Origin of the sequence: Mucisphaera sp., assembly GCF_965279675.1 — a bacterium.
Taxonomy (GTDB): Bacteria; Planctomycetota; Phycisphaerae; order Phycisphaerales; family Phycisphaeraceae; genus Mucisphaera.
In genome coordinates this window covers 885,994-903,862 of the sequence record NZ_CBDIIJ010000002.1, presented here as the reverse complement: position 1 = coordinate 903,862, position 17,869 = coordinate 885,994, and the positions used below count along the sequence as shown (strand labels likewise).

18 protein-coding genes are annotated in these 17,869 nt (G+C 64.2%); 9 read left to right on the top strand and 9 right to left on the bottom strand.

The genetic code is table 11. From position 1 onward, the window contains the following. Positions 1-280 precede the first annotated feature (280 nt). The 3 genes from ACQZAB_RS04010 to ACQZAB_RS04000 form a co-directional block, all read right to left on the bottom strand. Positions 281-1,693: a glycosyltransferase gene (locus ACQZAB_RS04010; RefSeq protein WP_428387296.1), complete on the bottom strand. Its 1,413-nt coding sequence runs from the start codon at positions 1,691-1,693 to the stop codon at positions 281-283. A 174-nt stretch (positions 1,694-1,867) separates the two neighbouring features. Next, positions 1,868-2,317 carry a hypothetical protein gene (locus tag ACQZAB_RS04005; protein WP_428387294.1) on the bottom strand — a complete coding sequence of 150 codons (450 nt, stop codon included), beginning with the start codon at positions 2,315-2,317 and terminating at the stop codon, positions 1,868-1,870. A gap of 32 nt (positions 2,318-2,349) precedes the next feature. After that, positions 2,350-3,387 (bottom strand): tetratricopeptide repeat protein, encoded by a 1,038-nt coding sequence (locus ACQZAB_RS04000; protein WP_428387293.1) that lies wholly within the window; start codon positions 3,385-3,387, stop codon positions 2,350-2,352. 12 nt (positions 3,388-3,399) lie between these two features. Between ACQZAB_RS04000 and ACQZAB_RS03995 the strand changes: the two genes are divergently transcribed. Continuing rightward, positions 3,400-4,251, top strand: a complete 852-nt coding sequence (locus ACQZAB_RS03995; protein WP_428387291.1) for a 6-carboxytetrahydropterin synthase — start codon at positions 3,400-3,402, stop codon at positions 4,249-4,251. 41 nt (positions 4,252-4,292) lie between these two features. Then, complete coding sequence (locus ACQZAB_RS03990; RefSeq protein WP_428387289.1) at positions 4,293-4,607, top strand: hypothetical protein; 315 nt, start codon at positions 4,293-4,295, stop codon at positions 4,605-4,607. Between the two features lie 502 nt (positions 4,608-5,109). Here the strand turns inward: ACQZAB_RS03990 and rplU are convergent. The 3 genes from rplU to ACQZAB_RS03975 form a co-directional block, all read right to left on the bottom strand. After that, positions 5,110-5,421 carry a 50S ribosomal protein L21 gene (gene rplU / locus ACQZAB_RS03985; protein ID WP_428387287.1) on the bottom strand — a complete coding sequence of 104 codons (312 nt, stop codon included), beginning with the start codon at positions 5,419-5,421 and terminating at the stop codon, positions 5,110-5,112. Positions 5,422-5,677: 256 nt separating this feature from the next. After that, the gene (locus ACQZAB_RS03980) at positions 5,678-6,139 is read right to left on the bottom strand and encodes a hypothetical protein (protein ID WP_428387285.1); all 462 of its coding nucleotides are present in this window, start codon (positions 6,137-6,139) and stop codon (positions 5,678-5,680) included. A gap of 339 nt (positions 6,140-6,478) precedes the next feature. Then, on the bottom strand, positions 6,479-6,817 hold the full coding sequence (locus ACQZAB_RS03975) for a nucleotide pyrophosphohydrolase (protein WP_428387283.1): 339 nt from the start codon (positions 6,815-6,817) through the stop codon (positions 6,479-6,481). Between the two features lie 139 nt (positions 6,818-6,956). On the opposite strand from ACQZAB_RS03975, the gene ACQZAB_RS03970 reads away from it, so the two are divergent. The 4 genes from ACQZAB_RS03970 (at position 6,957) to ACQZAB_RS03955 (ending at position 11,381) form a co-directional block, all read left to right on the top strand. Continuing rightward, positions 6,957-8,423, top strand: coding sequence for an MFS transporter (locus tag ACQZAB_RS03970; protein WP_428387281.1), 1,467 nt, complete (start codon positions 6,957-6,959; stop codon positions 8,421-8,423). Positions 8,424-8,499: 76 nt separating this feature from the next. Then, positions 8,500-9,099, top strand: coding sequence for a hypothetical protein (locus ACQZAB_RS03965; protein ID WP_428387279.1), 600 nt, complete (start codon positions 8,500-8,502; stop codon positions 9,097-9,099). Between the two features lie 14 nt (positions 9,100-9,113). Then, the gene (locus tag ACQZAB_RS03960; RefSeq protein ID WP_428387277.1) at positions 9,114-9,701 is read left to right on the top strand and encodes a hypothetical protein; all 588 of its coding nucleotides are present in this window, start codon (positions 9,114-9,116) and stop codon (positions 9,699-9,701) included. A 30-nt stretch (positions 9,702-9,731) separates the two neighbouring features. Further along, positions 9,732-11,381, top strand: coding sequence for a hypothetical protein (locus ACQZAB_RS03955; RefSeq protein WP_428387276.1), 1,650 nt, complete (start codon positions 9,732-9,734; stop codon positions 11,379-11,381). Between the two features lie 199 nt (positions 11,382-11,580). Here the strand turns inward: ACQZAB_RS03955 and ACQZAB_RS03950 are convergent, their stop codons facing one another. The 3 genes from ACQZAB_RS03950 to ACQZAB_RS03940 form a co-directional block, all read right to left on the bottom strand. Further along, positions 11,581-12,468 (bottom strand): hypothetical protein, encoded by an 888-nt coding sequence (locus ACQZAB_RS03950; protein WP_428387274.1) that lies wholly within the window; start codon positions 12,466-12,468, stop codon positions 11,581-11,583. 211 nt (positions 12,469-12,679) lie between these two features. Continuing rightward, positions 12,680-14,254 carry an ABC transporter permease/substrate-binding protein gene (locus ACQZAB_RS03945; RefSeq protein ID WP_428387272.1) on the bottom strand — a complete coding sequence of 525 codons (1,575 nt, stop codon included), beginning with the start codon at positions 14,252-14,254 and terminating at the stop codon, positions 12,680-12,682. Beyond that, the gene (locus tag ACQZAB_RS03940; RefSeq protein ID WP_428387270.1) at positions 14,251-15,057 is read right to left on the bottom strand and encodes an ABC transporter ATP-binding protein; all 807 of its coding nucleotides are present in this window, start codon (positions 15,055-15,057) and stop codon (positions 14,251-14,253) included. The genes ACQZAB_RS03945 and ACQZAB_RS03940 overlap by 4 nt, the downstream gene beginning before the upstream one ends. Positions 15,058-15,225: 168 nt before the next feature. On the opposite strand from ACQZAB_RS03940, the gene efp reads away from it, so the two are divergent. The 3 genes from efp to ACQZAB_RS03925 all read left to right on the top strand — a co-directional run bounded on the left by efp (position 15,226) and on the right by ACQZAB_RS03925 (position 17,854). After that, positions 15,226-15,786 (top strand): elongation factor P, encoded by a 561-nt coding sequence (gene efp / locus ACQZAB_RS03935; RefSeq protein WP_428387268.1) that lies wholly within the window; start codon positions 15,226-15,228, stop codon positions 15,784-15,786. 68 nt (positions 15,787-15,854) lie between these two features. Next, on the top strand, positions 15,855-17,114 hold the full coding sequence (locus ACQZAB_RS03930) for a hypothetical protein (protein ID WP_428387266.1): 1,260 nt from the start codon (positions 15,855-15,857) through the stop codon (positions 17,112-17,114). Further along, the gene (locus ACQZAB_RS03925) at positions 17,114-17,854 is read left to right on the top strand and encodes a class I SAM-dependent methyltransferase (RefSeq protein ID WP_428387264.1); all 741 of its coding nucleotides are present in this window, start codon (positions 17,114-17,116) and stop codon (positions 17,852-17,854) included. The genes ACQZAB_RS03930 and ACQZAB_RS03925 overlap by 1 nt, the downstream gene beginning before the upstream one ends. Positions 17,855-17,869: the final 15 nt, after the last annotated feature.

The window sequence follows — 17,869 nt, the reverse complement described above, 5'->3', positions numbered from 1 at the left end:
TGGGGTATCCGGCGGTTGCTGGATGAGATGTCGACGGTGTTGGGGTGGTTGCTTGAAGTTTGGGGCGTATATCTGTTTGGGTTACGTTACCCAAATCAACGCCGAACGTCAAGTGTGGATGCAAGGGGTGGTGTTGGTTGGGGTTACGGGGTGTTAGGGTACTTGGTGGAGTTGAACGGGGGGTGGGTTATCGGGCGGGGGTGTGAATGGTGATCGTCACGGCTTTTGCCGACTTCGTCGTCAAGAAACCGTGGCACCCGGAGAGGTGTGGTTATGTGCGTCAGGGGGTGAGGGTGGTGTAGAGGTCTTCGCACTTGGTGGCGGCGCCGTCCCAGGTGAGCTTGCGGACTTCGAGGGTGGCGTGGGTGCGGAGGGTGGTGGCGAGGGGTGGGTGTCGGAGGATGGCGATGATCTTGTTGGCCATCTCTTCGGTGTCCCAGAAGTCGACTTTGAGGACGTGGGTGAGGACTTCGGAGACGCCTGAGGTCTTGGAGACGATGACGGGGACGTCGTGGGAGATGGCTTCGAGGGTGGCGATGCCGAAGGGTTCGGAGACGGAAGGCATGACGTAGACGGAGGCCATCTGGTAGATGCGGTCGACCTCTTCGCCTCGGAGGAAGCCGGTGAAGAGGCAGCGGTGTCCGATGCTGAGTTCGGCGGAGAGTTCGATGAGGTTGCGGATCTGGTCGCCTGTGCCGGCGATGACGAAGCGGACGCCATCGACGACGTCGAGGACGCGTTTGGCGGCTCGGACGAAGTACTCGGGGCCCTTCTGCATGGTGACGCGGCCGAGGAAGAGGACGATCTTTTCGTCGGATCGGATGGCGTCGTGTTCGGGGTCGGGCTGGGCGGGTGGTTTGCCGTTGTGGTCGATGCCGTTGTAGACGACGGTGATCTTGTCGGCTGGGGCGTCGTAGCGGTTCTGGAGGATGTCTTTGGTGAGGTGGCTGACGGCGATGACTTTGGAGGCGGCGTGGATGCCTTCGCGTTCCATCTGGTAGATGGCGAGGTTGATGTTCTCGCCCGAGCGGTCGAACTCGGTGGAGTGGATGTGAGCGATCATCGGCTTGCCGGTTTTGTCGGCGATGGCCTGGGCGGCTGGGAAGGTGAGCCAGTCGTGGGCGTGGATGATGTCGAAGTCGTTGTCGGCGGCGAGGTCGAGGCAGAGGTCGGCGTAGCGGCGGGCCTCGGCGATGATGTCGCCGTGGTAGCTGGGTCCAGTGGCGGGCTCGGGGGGTGTGCCGTCGGTGGTGGCGGCGGGGTCCATCGGCTGGGGACGGGCGTTGGGGTCGATGTAACCGATGCCCTCTTTGGGACCCTCGTAGAACTCGTGGCCCTGGGGGTAGGGGGATCGGAGTCGGGAGGGGACGGCTTTGAAGGTGACGTTTTCGAGGCCTTCGGTGCCGAATGCGGGCTCGGTGGTGTCTGACGTTGTTGAGGTGGACGCGGGTGCGGGGTCGGCCTTGAAGGTGGAGGCGACGGATTCGGGGCTGCGGTCGCCTTGGGCGGCCTTGCGGTCCTGGGGTGTGAGGAGTCGGACGTGGTTGGCGATTTCTTCGCTGACGGCCTTGGGCAGGACGAAGGTGATGTCGTGGTTTTTACGGCTGAGCGCGCGCGTCAGCCCGTAGCAGGCGGTGCCGAGTCCACCGGTGATGTAGGGCGGGAACTCCCAGCCCAGCATGAGCACGCGCATGTGCGACTTCCCTCGTGGTAGCAGGAACGGGCAGGCGTCAGTGGCTGGATCCGTTGTGGCGGGGTGAGTCGGGGGAAGGACTCGTCCCGATCGGATCGGTGTTCAAGATAGCAGGGCTTGGTGGGGTGTCCAATCCGGGGGGGATGGGGGCTTACCCGGGGAGACGGAGGGGGTTTAGTCTTCGTCTGGTTCCATGTCGCCTAGTTGACGGAAGGCGGCTTCCCAGGCGAGGAGGGTGCGGGTGAACTCGTCGGGTGAGGCGAAGGTGGGGCAGGTGGCGCGGAAGACGTACCGTTTGTCGTCGTCGCGGAAGTGGTCGAGGTTGGGGAAGCGGTGAGGGATGTTCAGTTCGACGAGTTCTTCTTCGATGAGTTCGGAGAGGTCGTCGCCGGTGTGCATGAGGTCGGCTTCGATGGATTCGGAGAGCCAGCGGTCTTTGGTGTACCAGCCGAGGGTGATGGTTCCCTGGTCGTCGGCGGCGGCGATGTAGAAGGCGTCTTCTTCGGGGCCGTCGGCTTTGGCGGTGAGGGTTTGGCCGTCGAGGGTGACTTCGGCGAACTGGCCGGAGGCTTTGAGGGGTTCGAGGGCTGCGGCGAAGAGGTCGGTGGCTGTGGTGGTGGTCATGGCGTCAGTTTAGGCGATGAGGGGCGGGTTGTTCAGGGGTTGGGGGTGGGGTTTGGCTGGTCGATTTCGGTCTGGATTTCGGGGAGGATGTCGAGTTGGGGGTTGAGGGAGCGTGCGCGGTCGAGCCAGGTCTGGGCGTTTCGGGTGTCGCCAGCACGGGCGAGCCATCGGGCGGTTTCGGCGGCGAGGGTGGCGTCTTCGGGGAGGACGAGGGCGAGCTGCTGGAAGTGGCGGGCGGCGTCGGCGGGGGAGCCGGCGTCGGCGAGGGCGAGGGCGTATTCGCGGGAGGCCTCGTGGTGGGCGAGTTGGTCGACGGGGAGCTGGCGGAGTTCGGCGGCTGCGTCGGCGGGGCGGCCGAGGGAGCGGAGGATTCGGGCTTTGCGGATGGTGTAGGCGCGCCAGGTTTGGGGTTCGGCGAGGTCGTCGGTGAGGTCCATGGCGGTGCGGAGGTGTCGGAGGGCGGCGGCGGGGTCGTCCTGTTCGAGGGCGACGGCGGAGCGTCCGCCATGGCCGCGATGGTTGGTGGGGTCGAGGGCGATGGCCTGGAGGTAGGCGTTGTCGGCCTGGCTGAGTTGGCCGAGGCGGAGGCTGGCGGTGCCGTAGAGGAGGAGGGTTTTGGTGTCTTCCGGGCGTTGGTTGAGCACGAGTTGGAGGTCGTCGAGGGCGAGCTGGTTTTTGTTGAGTTCGAGGGCGATGGTGGCGACGAGGAGTCGTAGTTCGGCCTGGTCGGGGGCGAGTTCGAGGGATTTGAGGGCGGCGGCGTAGGCGCGTTGGGCGCGGCCGGCGGCGAGGTGCATGCGGGCGACGAGGGACTGGGCGGAGGGGTCGTCGGGGAGGCGGTTGGCGAGTTGGTGGATGTCTTTCTGGAGCTGGGCGGTGAGGGTGCCCTGGTTGATGGCGTCGAGGAGGCGTTGTTCCTGGGTGGCGATGGAGATGACGGCTTCTTCTTCGGTGAGTTGGGGCTGGGCGGGGGTGGTTTGGGGGTCGGGGGTGTCTTCGCTGCAGCCGGGGAGGGCGAGGCAGGCGGCGAGTGTGAGGGCGAGGATGGCTTGTGCGGCGGGGCGGGGCATGGGGGACCTAGGATGGAACTGAGTGGCGGGTATTTTGTAAGGATAGCTGTGGTTGAGTTGACTCGGACGGTGCGGCTTTGTGTGAACGATCCTGTGGAGGAAGCGGGGCGGGTGCCGTCGTCGGAGAGTGCGGTGGCGAATGCTTACAGTTCGTGGCCGGCGGTGCGGGGGTTGGGGCGGTATTACGAGGTGACGGTGGGGTACGAGGGGACGCCGGATGCGGCGACGGGGTATCTGGTGGATATTCGGCTGATCGATCGGGTGGTGCGGGAGCGGGGGATGGCGGTGATGGGGGCGGCTTTGGCTTCGGGTGAGGCGGTGGGAATGGGGCGGCTGATGGGTGATCTGTTGCGGGCGGTGGGTCCTGAGGTGGGTGATGGGGTTCGGTTTCTGGAGATGCGGTTGACGCCTTGGGTGAGCCTGAGGATGGAGGTTGATGCGATGGAACGGGTGTTGATGACGCAGAGTTACGAGTTTTCTTCGGCGCATCGGTTGGCGTTGGCGGGCAAGAGCGATGCGGAGAACCGGGAGATCTTCGGGAAGTGCTCGAATCCGGCGGGTCATGGGCATAACTACCGGCTGGATGTGACGGTGGGGTGTCCGGTGGATGGGGCGGGGCACGTGCTGATGGTGGAGGTGCTGGATGAATGGGTGGATCGGCGGGTCATTGAGGTGCTGGATCATCAGCATCTGAATGAGGACGTGGCGGCGTTTGCGGCGTTGAATCCGTCGGTGGAGCATATTGCGCAGGTGATCTGGGGGATGCTGGCGGGGCATACGGGGGAGCTGGGTGAGGGGGTGGTGCTGGATGAGGTGCGGGTGTGGGAGACGGGGAAGACGGCGTGTCGTTATCGCGGGGGGTGAGGGTGGATGGGATTCGGGGGTGGTCGTGATAGGCTGTGGGGGTGAGCTGGCCAGAAGCCTTACAGCGGATTGATCTGGGTTTGAGCACGGCGGTGTATGTGCTGCTGATTGCGGGGGTGTTGGCGCCCCTGGTGTTTGTGGTGTCGGGGTTGTTTTCGTCGTGGCGTCATCAGATCGCGGGGGATCGGAAGCGGCGGGCGACGGATGACCGGGATGCGTGGTCGCTGGCGGGGGAGCGGGCGGAAACGCCCCCGGAAACGACCCCGGAAGTGTCCCCGGATGAGGCTGATGATTCGGATGATGAGGACGAGGGTGAGCCTGGGCAGAACGGGTCTTTGCGGCGGGGTGATGATTGAGGTTGGGCTAAAGGGGGACTGGTTTGTGGTGAGGTTACGGGTGGTTGATCACGGCTTGTCCTTTGGACAAAGTCGTGGCACGCGGCGGAGAGTTGGGGTTATTGGGGGTCGGCACACCTTGCCCTTTGGGACAAGGTGTGGCACCCGGCTGGGGTGTGAGGGTGATAGAGGGGTCCGGGCCGACACGGCCCGGCTCACTGGGGCGGGACTTGTATGGCGTTTTCAGGTGGGGCCTGGGTCGCGTCGCGACCCGGCTCAGGGAGTGAGGTTTCTGGTTCTGTGGCCCCTCCTTCGGCGGGTCTTCGACATGACCACAGCCACCCGTGGTTGTAGGTGATTGGGCACGACCCTGTAGGGTCGCTGCACTGGGAGGGGGGTGTTTAGGCGGTGATGGTGGCCTGAAGCAGGGCCGGGGTGATACGCCGCGGCTCGATCGAGCCACGCATAAAAAAAAGCCCCGAGATGGTCGGGGCTTTGGGAGGGGTCTTTGTGGTTGTGGGGGTCAGGCGGAGATCTTGGTGATTTTGACTTCGAGGTAGTGCTGGCGGTGCCCGTTGCGGCGGCGGTAGGTTTTGCGTCGCTTGACCTTGACGATCTCGATCTTGTCGCTGGTGTGATCGATGATGTCGGCCTCGACGGAGGCACCCTGGATGTAGGGCTCGCCGAGCTTGGAGGTGACGCCTTCGCCGACGAAGAGGACGTTGTCGAAGGTGAGGGTTTTGGCGTCTTCCGGGAGGTCGCGGATGTCGACACGGATGGTGTCGCCTTCGGCGACTTTGATCTGGGTTCCGGAGTCTTCGATGACTGCGTACATGGGTCTATCCTCGGTTGGGGCCGGGTTGGCCGAGCCACGTAGTTTAGCAGGTGGTGGGGGGGTGTCCAGCGAGCGGGGGGTGGGGGGCCTGGGTCGCGTCGCGACCCGGCTTGGGGAGTGGGGTGGGTGGGCGGATTTCTGGTTCTGTGGCCAGCGGAGCTGACCACAGCCACCCATGTTTGTTGGTAGTCGATCACGACTTGTCCTTCGGACAAAGTCGTGGCACTAGGAGCTGGAAAAAAGCAGTTTGAGGGGATTAGAAGGGGTTTTCGAGGCCGAGGGGGTTGAGGGGGCTTCTTCGTGAGCCATCGTCGGTGGGTCGGATTTCGAGGTTCCAGTCGGCGGCGAAGAAGTCGACGGAGGAGCCGGTGAGGTATTCCTGGACGTTGGGGTCGAGGACGGCGGTTCGCCAGGCGGCTTCGTGGTCGACGGGGGCACCGTTGCTGAGGAAGAAGGAGAAGCGGTATTGGATGGGTACGGGTTTGGAGCCGCGGGTGAGGCGGATGGGGACGGTGACTTCGAGGGGCTTGTCGGCGGAGGAGGGGGTGACGATGGGCTTGCCGGAGCGGAGTTTGTTGCGGAGGTCGGCATCGGAGGCGATGACCTGGGAGGTTTCTTCGCCTGCGACCCAGCCGGCTTTGATGCCTGGGTCGGTTTGGCAGCCGGTGGAGGCGATGAGGGTAAGGGCGGCGAGGAGGGTGAGGCCGGTACGGATCATGGCGTGGCTCCTAGGGGTGATGAGGGTCATTGTAGGGTTGGGAGGGGTTGGGCCCAAGGGTGGGGTTTGCGGCATGCGGGGGCGGGTTGGTGGCTGTGGGTGCTCGGGCACGACGCTGAAGGGTCGTGGCACCCGGCTGAGAGTTGGGGTTATTGGGGGTCGGCACACCTTGCCCTTCGGGACAAGGTGTGGCACCCGGCTCATGATTTTGGATTATTGGTTCTGTGGCGCCGCCTTAGGCGGGTCTTCGACATGACCACAGCCACCCGAGATTTGTGGTGGTCGATCGCGGCTTGTCCTTCGGACATGGTCGTGGCACCCGTGCTTGGGATTGGGTCGTTAGGGGGCGGGGTAGCGTTGTTCGTTGCTGGTCATTTTGGCTTCGAAGGCCTGGGTGATGTCGATGTCCATTTTGTTGGCGAGGCTGAGGAGGTAGGCGAGGGTGTCGGCGAGTTCTTCGCGGACGCGTTGCTTGTGGGCTTCGGGGGTGAGGGGTTTGACGGGGTTGTCGTGGGGGTCCCACTGGAAGAGTTCCATGAGTTCGGCGGCTTCGATGGCGATGGACATGGCGAGGTTTTTGGGTTGGTGGTAGCGGTCCCAGTCGCGTTCGGTGACGAAGTGGGCGACGCGGTCTTTGAGCTGCTGGAGGGTGGCGGTGTGGTCGTCGGGTGGGGTCATGGGGTGCTTTCGGGGAGCGCGGTGGCGTTAAGGGAAAAGGCAGAAAATATCTGAATGTGGGGGATTTGTGCTCGCGGCTTGGGAGCAGGTCTCTAGCATGGTCGGCTTCTACAGGCGGCATGGCCGCCCGGAGGCGCTTGTGCAGAGGCCAGCAGCGGGATTGGGTAGTGATCGTGGGCGTGCGGCGGAGCTTAATCGTCAGCTTCGTTGGGTGCTTGTGGCGTGGTTGTTTGGGTCGTGGTGGTTGTGGACGATTCAGGGTTCGGCGATCACGATTTTCGGGTTGGCGCTGGGGATGCCGGACTGGGCGTTCGGGGTTTGCGGGGCGTTGGTGTTTCTGGGGCCGTTGGCGCAGCTGCCTGCGAGTCTGTTCATCGAGACGGTGGGTCATCGGCGGCTGTTTTTTCTGGTGTCGCTGACGGTGGGTCGGGCGATGTGGGTGCTGATCGGGCTGCTGCCCTGGATTCTTCCGGGTCTGGAGGAGTGGTGGTGGCCGATCTATCTGGTGCTGTTCGGGATCTCGCGGTTGACGATGGATGCGGGGGTGCCGGCGTGGATGAACTGGATGTCGGATGTGATCCCGCGTCGGATTCGCGGGACGTATTTCGGTCAGCGTCAGCGTTGGGCGCTGGTGCCTGCGATCGCGGCGACGTTTCTGGTGGGTTGGCTGCTGGAGTGGACAGAATCGAATGCGGCGGATTATCTGCTGGCGGTGACGTCGGGTGTGATTGTGTTTGCGGGGGTGATGGGCGTGTTGGACATTCTGTGTTTTCTGCCGGTGCCGGATCCTGGGCCGAAGCATCGCGAGGCGAATCCGACGCCTGTGCGGTCGTTGTTTTTGCCGTTGCTGGACCCGCAGTTTCGGTATTACCTGGGGTTCAGTTTCTTTTTCAACATCGGGATGGGTTTGATGGGGGGGTATGCGTTCCACTACGGGATCGAGATTCTGGGCTGGTCGGCGTTGAAGCTGAACATTCTGATTCTGGGGATTCCGTTTATTTTGAAGTTCTGGATCATGCACCTGTGGGGCCCGGTGGTGGATCGGATGGGCAACAAGCCGGTGATGGTGATCGGGATGATTCTGTTGCTGCCTGGGTCGTTGAACTGGCTGCTGATGACGCCTGAGTCGATCTGGCCGGGTTACGTGCTGGTGCTGCTGGTGAACGTGGGATGGACGGCGTTGGAGGTGGCGAGTTTCAATTTTCTGGTGGACATGTCGGGGAACCGGAAGCAGCGGGACGGTCAGCCGAGGCAGCGGGCGGGTTCGGCGTATCCGGCGATCAATGCGTTGTGTGTGTCGCTGGGTGGGATGATTGGGGGCTTTCTGGGTGCGTTTTATGCGTATGAGTACGCGGATCTGTACTGGGTGGCTCCGGTGACGGGGTCGATCATCACCTTCCATGCGGTGGTGTTTTTGATGGTGCTGCTAACGCGGGTGATCGGGTTGCTGTTCGTGATGCAGTTGAAGGAGCCGAGGGCGAAGGGGACGCGGGAGGCGATGGTTTTCACGAGTTCGGTGTTTTATTCGAACATTCGGGCGGGAGTGATGGCGCCGACGCGGATTGCGGGTCGGATTCTGAGTGCGAGTTACAAGCAGCGGCGATAGGTGTGTTCGCGAGCGATCCCGGGGATTAGAATCTGCGTATTGGAACGACAGGCCTTTTTCAGGCAGGAGACCGATTATGAAGCTGTTGACCGTGTTGTCGCTGATGGTGTTGCTGGTTGCGGGTTGCGGGGAGCGGACGGGGTTTTTCGATCTGGGTGAGACGACGGAGGGTGAGCGTCGGTCGGCGCAGGTACAGCTGACGGAGCTGGAGGTGTTTGCGGACGAGGCGGCGACGGAGCTGATCCGGGATCTGGCGGAGTTGCCTGTGCTGGGCCTGCAGACGCGGAACACGCCTGAGCTTGGTGGGGCGTCTTCGGAGAAGCCGACGATTTTCATCGGTGATCTGTCGAACGACACGGATATTGTGTCGACGCGAGACTTTGAGATCGTGGCCCGGAAGATCACGGGGACGCTGATCAACTCGCGGGTGGGTCGTCAGCAGATCCGGTTTATCGAGCGGTCGGCGCGGGTGAATGCGATCGCGGCTTCCGAAGGGATTCTGCGTGACAATCCGGATCTGGATCCGGAGATGACGTACGCGTTGTCGGGGAACTTCTACCGGACGACGCGGGGCGGGACGAACCTTTATTACCTGGAGTTCAATCTGATTCAGTTGGGCAGCGGGCAGATCGTCTTCAACAACAGTTATGAGTCGAAGCGTGTGGTGGACCGCTGAGGGCTGTGGTCGGTTTGTCTGCGAGCTGTGATGACTGGCGCGTGCGGCGGGTTGGCTGTCTGTTGGTGTCGGTGATGGTGTTGGGTGCGCTGGGTTGTGAAGGGCCGGCGCGGACGACGCGGACCGAGGCGGATGATCTGGTGAACGCGAGTGCTTCGATGGCGGAGGCGCTGCTGGCTTCGGCGGTGGTGGCGGAGCGTCGGTCGGATTCGGAGCGGTGGGTGATCGTGGCGGATCGGATGCAGAATCTGTCGAGCGAGGTGATCACGGCGTCGGAGCAGCGGGCGACGGTGCGTCGGATTGTGTCGGCGTCGCCATTAGCGCAGCTGGAGGCGATGAAGAATATTGTCTTCGTGGTGCCGATGTCGGACGTGCGGCGGTCGCGAGAGACGGGTTTGATCGAGCTGGATCAGTTCGCGGCGGATCGACGGCCGACGCACACGTTGAGCGCGACGTTCAACTCTGCGACGCGTTTGTCGGCGAAGCGGCGGACGGATGCTTATTACGTGACGTTCGAGATCATCGATCTGCAGACGGGCCAGCGGATCTGGCAGAACGACGCGGGGTTCAAGCGTGCGGCGGTCGGTCACATCTGGGATTAGGCCGGCGGCTTTCTACGACGGGTGAGCGCGATGATGGAGTTGATGCAACGCGTGGCGGGTCGGGTGCTGAGTGGTGGGGCGCTGCTGGCGGGGTTGTTGTTGCTGGTGGGGTGCGAGGCTGCGTATAAGCCGGACATTGCTGGGGCGCTCTACAGCGGGAATTACGGGCGGGTGCGGGTGGAGCTGCATGACCGGCTGGCGGAGGACAGGGGGGATCGTGATTACGTCCTGACGCGGATGCGGGCTGCGGTGATGACGATGGCGGACGGGTACCCGCATGCGGCGAACGTGCTATTTGAGGAGTTGTACGACACGCTTCGGATTCAGGGGCTCAATGCGGATCGGACGGTGGCGTCGATCGTGGTGAATGAGAACGTGAAGATCTGGAAGGGCGAGCCGTTCGAACAGGCGCTGGCGTTTACGTATTACGGGTTGCAGCAGGCGTCGCTGGGGTCGTGGGATAATGCGCGAGCGGCGTTGGACAACGCTCTGTTTTATCTGCGGGACTTTCGGACGGAGGATGACGAGGGGCAGCAGCTGGATATCACGGCGATCGCTGAGCGTGCGACGGCGGAGGATGCGGAGGAAGATTATCTGGATGCGGGGTATGTGGCGGAGCGATCGGATTATGCGCTCGGGTACTTGCTGGCGGGGATTGCGAATCAGCAGCTGGCTCGGGAGGAGGAGGCGAACGAGAACCTGGCGCTGGCGGATCGGCTGGTGGTGGGTCTGGACGAGACGGTGAAGACGCTACGGGCGCGGGCGTATAACACGGTGCTGGTGGTGGGTTGGGGGCTGGGTCCGGCGAAGCGGGCGGAGGGGCTGGATGGGGCGTTGGCGGTGTTTCGGGCGCGGACGGGTTCGGGGTTGGAGAAGCTGCGGGTGTCGGTGGGGGGCGAGGGGGTTGGATCGTTTCCGGTGGTGACGAATGTGAATCGAATGGCGACGGACCACCGGTGGAACAACCTGGAGGATGTGCGGACGTTCAAGGCGATTGCGGGGACGGGGTTGCTCTACGGGGGGCTGGCGGCGACGCAGGCGGGGCTGAATAACGACGATAACACGCTGGTGCTGGCGGGGGTGATTGCGGCGGCGAGCGGGGCGCTGTTGAAGGCGTCGGCGCGTGCGGACACGCGTTACTGCGAGGCTTTTGCGCAGCGTTATTACGTGGTGCCCTTGATGCTTGAGAAGGGGCAGACGATTGAGTTGGCGTTGGAGGGCAAGCCAGGGTCGCGGCTGGTGTTGGCGGGATTGGGGCCGCCTGGGGAGACGGAGCTGGCGCAGCTGCGTTACGTGCGTTTGCCGACGGGTCCGGGGCTGGAGCAGCGGCGGTGGGCGACGTCGGGTGAGGTGTGTTACGAGACGGACTGGGCGGCGGCGACGTTGTCGCTCCACGGTGAGGCGGGGTGGCCGTTGCCTTTGGGGGGGCGGGATGCTCGGACGCCTGACGAGGCGATGCTGCAGGAGCTGTTGGATCGTGGTGTGCTGCCCGGGATCACGTATGGGCAGTTGCTGGGGGCGTATCGTGATGAGGGTTGGCGGTTGACGGTGCAGGATCAGTATGGGCGGGCGGGGTTGCATGTGCTGGAGGGTGGGAGGTCTCTGGTGGCTCCGTTGGCGGGGACGACGGGGTTTGTGCGGTTGTTTGGTCGGATTCATCCGGCTTATGCGGGGGAGTGAAAGTTCATCTGATCTCGTGGGTGGTCTCATGCAGAGCCGCGGCGATAAACCGCGGCTCGCGAGCTCGTGAGACTTTTGGTTCTGTGGCCAGCAGAGCTGACCACAGCCACCCAGGGTGTTATTGATGGAAGGATTTAAAGAACAACGCCCGCTCGGGTGTGAGCGGGCGTTGCGTGTGGTGTGCTGTATTGGTTTTGCGTTAGCGTCGTTTGGCAACGACGAGGCCCATGAGGGCGAGGCCGGCGGCGAAGCCTGCGGGGGTGGGGATGATGGGGGGCGGGGGGATGAAGGTGTCGAAGGTGATGTTGTCGATGGCGGCTGAGCCTCCCAGGGTGATGCGGACGCGGTCGATGCCCTCGGTGAAGGTGGGGCGGCTGGTGCCGTTGGCGAGGTTGTTGGCGTCGATCACGTCGTTGAGGAGGCTGATATCGAAGGCGGGGATTTCGTTGGCGTAGTTGTCGCCGAACTCCAGGCCGGGGACGTAGAAGGGTGAGGTGTCGTCGACGAACTCGGTGAAGGGGATATCGAGTCGGACGTTACGTGAGCCTTCGACGCGTTCGATGGTGAGGATGTTGCTGCCGTTGGCCTCGGCGCCGTTTTCGAGGTCGATGATGTCGAAGCCGAAGGAGCTGATGGGGTCGTCGAAGCGGATGTTGATGGTGCCGGCGGGTCGTCGGCCTTCGTCGTCGGGGGTGCTGGGTGAGACGCCGGCTTCCTGGATGATGAGCATGTTGCCGAGGATGGTTGAGGCGGGGAGGTTGCCGCCTTCCCAGGGGTCTTCGAGGTCGTCGTCGCGGGTGACGGTGAGGGTGGAGTCGAAGATGACGCCGGGGTCGTTGAAGGCGTTGGGGTTGTTGGCGTTGAGCGTCTGGTGGAAGTTGTCGACGTTGAAGCGGACGCCGTAGGTTTCGCGGAGTGCCGAGCGGAGGGCGCCGGAGGTGATGACGTCGCCATGGGCGAGGTCGTAGTTGACGACGCCTGAGCCGGTGGTGCGGCTGATGGTGTCGTCGAAGGTGATGGTGACGGCTTGGGCCGACGTAGTGACGGCCATGCTCGCGGCTACGAGCGCGTAGGTGCGACGGTGCATCGTGGTTTTCCTCTCGTTCCCTGTCGTTGGCAGGCTGTGATCGATCCCCTCCCAGAGATCGACTATTGCAAGCGTAACCGATGATTTGATGTTGTGTGTTGGGGTTTACAACTATCTAACGTGTTTTTCTTTGGTGTTTTCCGGTTCTGACGCGGGTTGGTGTGAAGCTGGGAAGGCTGAGGTGGCTGGCTTGAGATGGGGGCGGTTCGATTCACGGGTTGGGCGGGGGCGTGTCGATGGCCAGGCGGATGTCGTTGGCGGCCTGGGCGGGGAGGAGGCCTTCCTGGTCGACGCGGAGGTTGATGGCGCGCATCAGGTCGGCGGAGATGGCCCCGATGAGTGGTTGGAGCCGGGCTTTGATGTCGGGGTTCTGGCCGGCGTTGGGGGCGAGGAGGATGAGGGCTTCGTAGGGGGGGAAGGCGGCTTTGGGGTCTTCGAGGAGGACGAGGTCGTGGCTGACGATCCGGCCGTCGGTGGTGTAGGCGGTAATGACGTCGACCTCGGCGGAGCGGGCGGCCTCGTAGAGGAGGGTGGACTGCATCGAGAGTCGCTGGCCGAAGTTGAGGTTGTAGATGGCCTGGACGCGTTGCCATTCGGCACGGCCATAGAACTCGGGGTCGGCGGCGATGCTGAGCTGGGGCGCGTGTCGGGCGAGGTCTTCGAGGGTTTGGAGGTTGTGTTCTTCGGCGAGTGATCGGCGGACGGCGAGGGCGTAGGCGTTCTCGAAGCCGAGGCTGCCGAGCGAGATGACGTTGTGCTCGGCTTCGAGCCAGACGCGGACCTGGTCGCGGAGTTCGGCGGCGGGCAGGGCTTCGGTGCGGTTCATGAGGGTGGCCCAGATGGTGCCGGAGTAGTCGACGTAGGCGTCGATCTCGTTGTTGCGGAGGGCTTCGAAGGCGACGGTGGAGCCGAGGCCGGTGCGGTGCTCGATGGTGTGGGTGGCTTCGAGTTGCTGGCCGAGGAGGTGGCCGAGGACGTAGGACTCGTTGAAGGTTTTGGCTCCGACGATGAAGGTGGGGCGTGAGGTGTCGGTGGCGGCGGGCATAAGGGTGATGGCGGCGGCGACGGCGGAGGCGAGCAGGCATCCTGTGAAGGCGAGGGCGCGGGCTGTCTTTCGGTTGGCCACGGCGTGTTCGAGTCCGGCGAGGAGGCCGTCTAGGATGATGGCGAGTCCGGCGGCGAGGAGGCAGCCGAGGATCACCTGCTGTTCGTTGAGGGTTTGGAGGCCGGCGATGATGGGGTCGCCGAGGGAGGGCTGGCCGATGAGGGTGGAGAGGGTGGCGATGCCGACGGTCCAGACGGTGGCGGTGCGGATGCCGGCGAGGATGGCGGGGGCGGCGAGGGGGAGTTCGAGCCAGCGGCGGCGCTGGTTGAGGGTGAGGCCCATGCCGTCGGCGGCTTCGAGGAGTTTGGGGTCGATGGCGCGGATGCCGACGATGGTGTTGCGGAGGATCGGGAGGATGGCGTAGAGGGTGAGGGCGATGAGTGCGGGGAGGAGTCCAATGGCTCGGAAGGTGGTTTCGTCGCTGCCGGTGAGGTTGGAGATGCCCTGGTTGAGAGCGACGATCAGCATGAAGATGAGGGCGAGGAAGGCGAGGCCGGGGATGGTCTGGAGGACGGAGGCGGCGGCGAGGGCGAGGGCGCGGAGGCGGTCGTGGCCTCTGGCGAGGTAGATACCTAGCGGGACACTGAGCGCTGAGGCGATGGCGATGGCGATGAGCACGAGGAGCAGGTGCCAGGCGAGGAGTCGGCCGGTGCCTTCCAGGAGCGGGGCCCAGTCGGTCATGGGTTGGCTCCGTTGTCTGTTTGGATGAGGGTGGCGAGTTTGGCGGCGTGTTCGAGGGGGCCGTGGATGAGCTGGCGGGCGGTGTCGGTGCCTGGGTCTTTGGCGATGGCCTTTGGGGTATCGATGCGGAGGATTTTGCCGGCGGCCATGATGGCGATGCGGTCGCCCAGGAGCAGGGCCTCGCCGATGTCGTGGGTGACGATGACGGTGGTGAGATCGAGGCGTTGGTGGATGGCGAGGAACTCGTCCTGGAGGGCGGCGCGGTTGATGGGGTCGACGGCGCCGAAGGGCTCGTCCATGAGCATGATGCGGGGTTCGGCGGCGAGGGCTCGTGCGAGTCCGACGCGTTGGCGTTGCCCGCCAGACATCTGAGCGGGCAGCCGGTCGGCAAACTGGGCGGGGTCGAGGTTGACAAGTTCGAGGAGTTCGCGGGAGCGGTCGCGGATGCGTTTGGGGTTCCAGCCGAGGATGCGTGGGACGAGGCCGATGTTTTCGGTGGCGGAGAGGTGGGGGAAGAGCCCGACTTCCTGGATAACGTAGCCGATGGATCGGCGGAGCTGGACGGGGTTTCGGGTGGCGAGGTCGACGCCATCGATCAGCACGGAGCCGTGATCGGGGTCGATGAGGCGGTTGATGAGGCGGAGGGTGGTGGTTTTTCCGCAGCCGGACTCGCCGACGAGGACCAGTTTTTCGCCGGGTTGGATGGCGAGGTTGATCTGGTCGGCGGCGAGGGCGTGGTCGGCGAAGCGTTTGGTGACGTCTCGCAGCTCGATCCGTGGCGGCGGGTGCTCCTGCGGGGCCATGATGGCATCCTAACGGCTGGGATGGCTTCCGCAGGGAAACGTGCCATAATGTCGGGCTCGCTATGGCGTTCACTCTGCTGGGGTGGATGGGCCGATGATGTTGACAGGCGGCGAGACGCTTTCGATTGTGAACCCGCACGCCGGCTGGCGTTGCAGCAGGAGCGACTTGTGAAGGCCAACGAAGTACGAACGGGCATGGCACTTGAGATGGATGGCCAGGTCTGGATGGTGGTGAATCTGGAGCACGTGAAGCCGGGTAAGGGGCCGGCCTACTCGCAGGTGAAGCTGAAGAACCTGCAGACGGGCAACCATATCGAGAAGCGCCTGCGTTCTTCGGAGGAAGTGACGCAGGCGACGCTCGACAAGCGTGACATGGAGTATCTGTACTCGGATGGTTCGGGTGCGGTGTTCATGGACAACGAGACGTATGACCAGTTGACGGTGTCGGAGGACGTGCTTGGCGATGTGCTTTCGTACGTGAAGCCGAACACGGTTATCACGGCGTTGGTGTATCAGGGCAATGTGATGAGCGTGCAGCCGCCTTCGACGGTGGATCTTGAGGTGACGGATACGCCGCCTGGGATCAAGGGCGCGACGGCGACGAATCAATTGAAGGAGGCGGTGCTAGAGACGGGTCTAAAGACGCGGGTGCCGCCATTTATCAATAACGGTGATGTGGTGCGTGTGTCGACGGATACGGGCGAGTACCTGAGTCGTCAGAACGGCTGATGATGGGTTGCTGCGTGGCTGTCGGGTTGCGCGGAGGTCGTGTGTTTGTTTGGGGGCTGTGGGTCTGGTTGGTTCTCGTGGGCCTGCCGGGGTCGGTTAGTGCTCAGCCTGAAGGGCTGGATGAGTTGCCGGCGGCGCGGGCGTATCTGGAGGAGATCGAGGCGGGGATTGAGCGGTTGCGTGAGCAGATGCCTGCGGTGACCGAGGCGGCGGACCTTGTGGCTGAGGTGTTGGTTGAGCGGGCGTTGTCGCTGGGCGTGATGGGGTCGGAGGGGTTGGCGGCGGAGCTGAGTCGGTCGGCGGGGTCGTTGGCGCTGGTGTCGGGTGAGCCGGGGCGGACGGGTGAGCCGGTGCTGTATGTATTTGGTGTGCGGCCGATTAGTGATTTGGATAAAGCGGCTTTTTTGCGGGGGCAGATTGAGGAGGCGCGCGGGCTGAAGGGGTCGGGGGTGCTGATCGGTTTGGGATCGCATCGGCGGTTTGAACGGCATGGGTTGTTGGAAGAGGCGCGGGGTGTGGTGGATGTGCTGCTGGATAGCGGGGAGGATCCGGAGGCGGAGGTGGGAGCGCCGACGCAGACGGTGATGCACACGCTGGCGGCGTGGGCCTTTCAGGCGGAGTTGTTTTCTGCGTGTGTCAGGCGGGAGCGGATCCCTGTGATCCGGGTGGCGGAGGAGGTGGATCGGGTGCGGCGGCGGTCGGTTCGGTATGCGGGTCAGCGGTTTGTGCACGATCGGTGGCTCGATCCGATCCCCGGAGGCGTGTTGGGTGAGGCTTATCTGGATGCGGCGGGTGAGCTTCTGCGGGACATCGGCACGGCGAGTTGGCCTTCGGTGTCGGCGGCGGCTCGACGGGGCGGGCGGGTGATGGCCGATGGCGGGTCGGTGTACGTCATGCCTGGCGGGGCTCAGCCGGTCTGGCATCTGGGGGGGCGGTTGGCGGGTGATCCGGGTGTGCTGAGGCCGCTTCATCATCGGGGGCGGCCGGTGCGTGCGGGGCGGGGCGACATGGTGGTGGCGGTGGGGACGCACCTGCCGCCTGGCGATCCGTGGTGGGGTGAGGCGGGGCGGTATCGGTCGGCGGGTCAGGGGGTGGTGTGGGTGTATGCGAGGCTGGGGCTGGCGAATCGTCGGGGGCGGGCGGATCTGGTGATCGATACCTGGGTGCCGTTTGGCGAGGCGATCCTGAAGATTGAGGGGCATGAGACGAGGCTGGGTGCAGGGTCGGGGCTCGCGGGTGAGGTGGTGGCGTGGCTGTTAACGGCACAGATCCCGGCAGAGGTTGAGTTTTTGAGCAGGCGGCGGGTGCCGGATGGGGAGGATGATTGATGGGCGGTGTGAACGAGCCGGCGCTGCCGAGGCTGTATGGGGATCTGTCTGAGCTGTGGCCGAAGCTGTCGCCTGCCGAGGATTACGGGCCGGAGGCGGCGATCATCCGGGGGCTGATTGGTCGGACGTTTGGAGCGGGGAGCAAGCGGGTCCTGGAACTCGGTGCGGGGGGCGGGCACACGCTTTATCACCTGAAGCGGGGGCATCGGTGTGTGGCTTCGGACTTGTCTGCGTCGATGCTGGCTGCGTGCCGGGCGTTGAATCCGGAGGTGGAGACGATCGTGGCGGACATGCGCGGGGTGCGGCTCGAGCGGGTGTTCGATGTGGTGCTGATCCATGACGCGATCGACTATCTGCTGACGGAGGCGGACCTGCTGGCGACGTTTCGGTCGGCGGGTGAGCACCTGGAGCCGGGCGGTCTGCTGATCACGGCGCCGGACAACACGGCGGAGACGTTCGATGCGTCGGAGCGGGCGACGGATGAGCGGGAGGAGGAGGGGCGGGTGTATCGGCTGACGTCGACGGTGTCGGAGCTGGATGAGCGGTTCAATTACGGCATGCTGCTGGAGATCGAGGTGGAGGATCTGGAGACGGGTGAGCGGCGGACGTATCGGGATGAGCATCGGTGTGCGGCGTTTCCGCTGGCGACCTGGCTGCGGCTGTTCGAGGAGGCGGGGTTTGAGGCCGAACTGGCGGAGACGGAGCTGCCGTGGTCGCTGTTTACGGCCGTGAAACGGTGAGGGATTGGGCGGGCT

Coding starts and splice junctions, on each gene's coding strand:
- ACQZAB_RS03995 (WP_428387291.1), top strand. CDS start 3,400: ATGGAACTGAGTGGCGGGTATTTTGTAAGGATAGCTGTGGTTGAGTTG.
- ACQZAB_RS04005 (WP_428387294.1), bottom strand. CDS start 2,317: ATGACCACCACCACAGCCACCGACCTCTTCGCCGCAGCCCTCGAACCC.
- ACQZAB_RS03945 (WP_428387272.1), bottom strand. CDS start 14,254: ATGACCGACTGGGCCCCGCTCCTGGAAGGCACCGGCCGACTCCTCGCC.
- ACQZAB_RS03965 (WP_428387279.1), top strand. CDS start 8,500: ATGAAGCTGTTGACCGTGTTGTCGCTGATGGTGTTGCTGGTTGCGGGT.
- ACQZAB_RS03975 (WP_428387283.1), bottom strand. CDS start 6,817: ATGACCCCACCCGACGACCACACCGCCACCCTCCAGCAGCTCAAAGAC.
- rplU (WP_428387287.1), bottom strand. CDS start 5,421: ATGTACGCAGTCATCGAAGACTCCGGAACCCAGATCAAAGTCGCCGAA.
- ACQZAB_RS03980 (WP_428387285.1), bottom strand. CDS start 6,139: ATGATCCGTACCGGCCTCACCCTCCTCGCCGCCCTTACCCTCATCGCC.
- ACQZAB_RS03925 (WP_428387264.1), top strand. CDS start 17,114: ATGGGCGGTGTGAACGAGCCGGCGCTGCCGAGGCTGTATGGGGATCTG.
- ACQZAB_RS04000 (WP_428387293.1), bottom strand. CDS start 3,387: ATGCCCCGCCCCGCCGCACAAGCCATCCTCGCCCTCACACTCGCCGCC.
- ACQZAB_RS03955 (WP_428387276.1), top strand. CDS start 9,732: ATGATGGAGTTGATGCAACGCGTGGCGGGTCGGGTGCTGAGTGGTGGG.
- ACQZAB_RS03940 (WP_428387270.1), bottom strand. CDS start 15,057: ATGGCCCCGCAGGAGCACCCGCCGCCACGGATCGAGCTGCGAGACGTC.
- ACQZAB_RS04010 (WP_428387296.1), bottom strand. CDS start 1,693: ATGCGCGTGCTCATGCTGGGCTGGGAGTTCCCGCCCTACATCACCGGT.
- ACQZAB_RS03950 (WP_428387274.1), bottom strand. CDS start 12,468: ATGCACCGTCGCACCTACGCGCTCGTAGCCGCGAGCATGGCCGTCACT.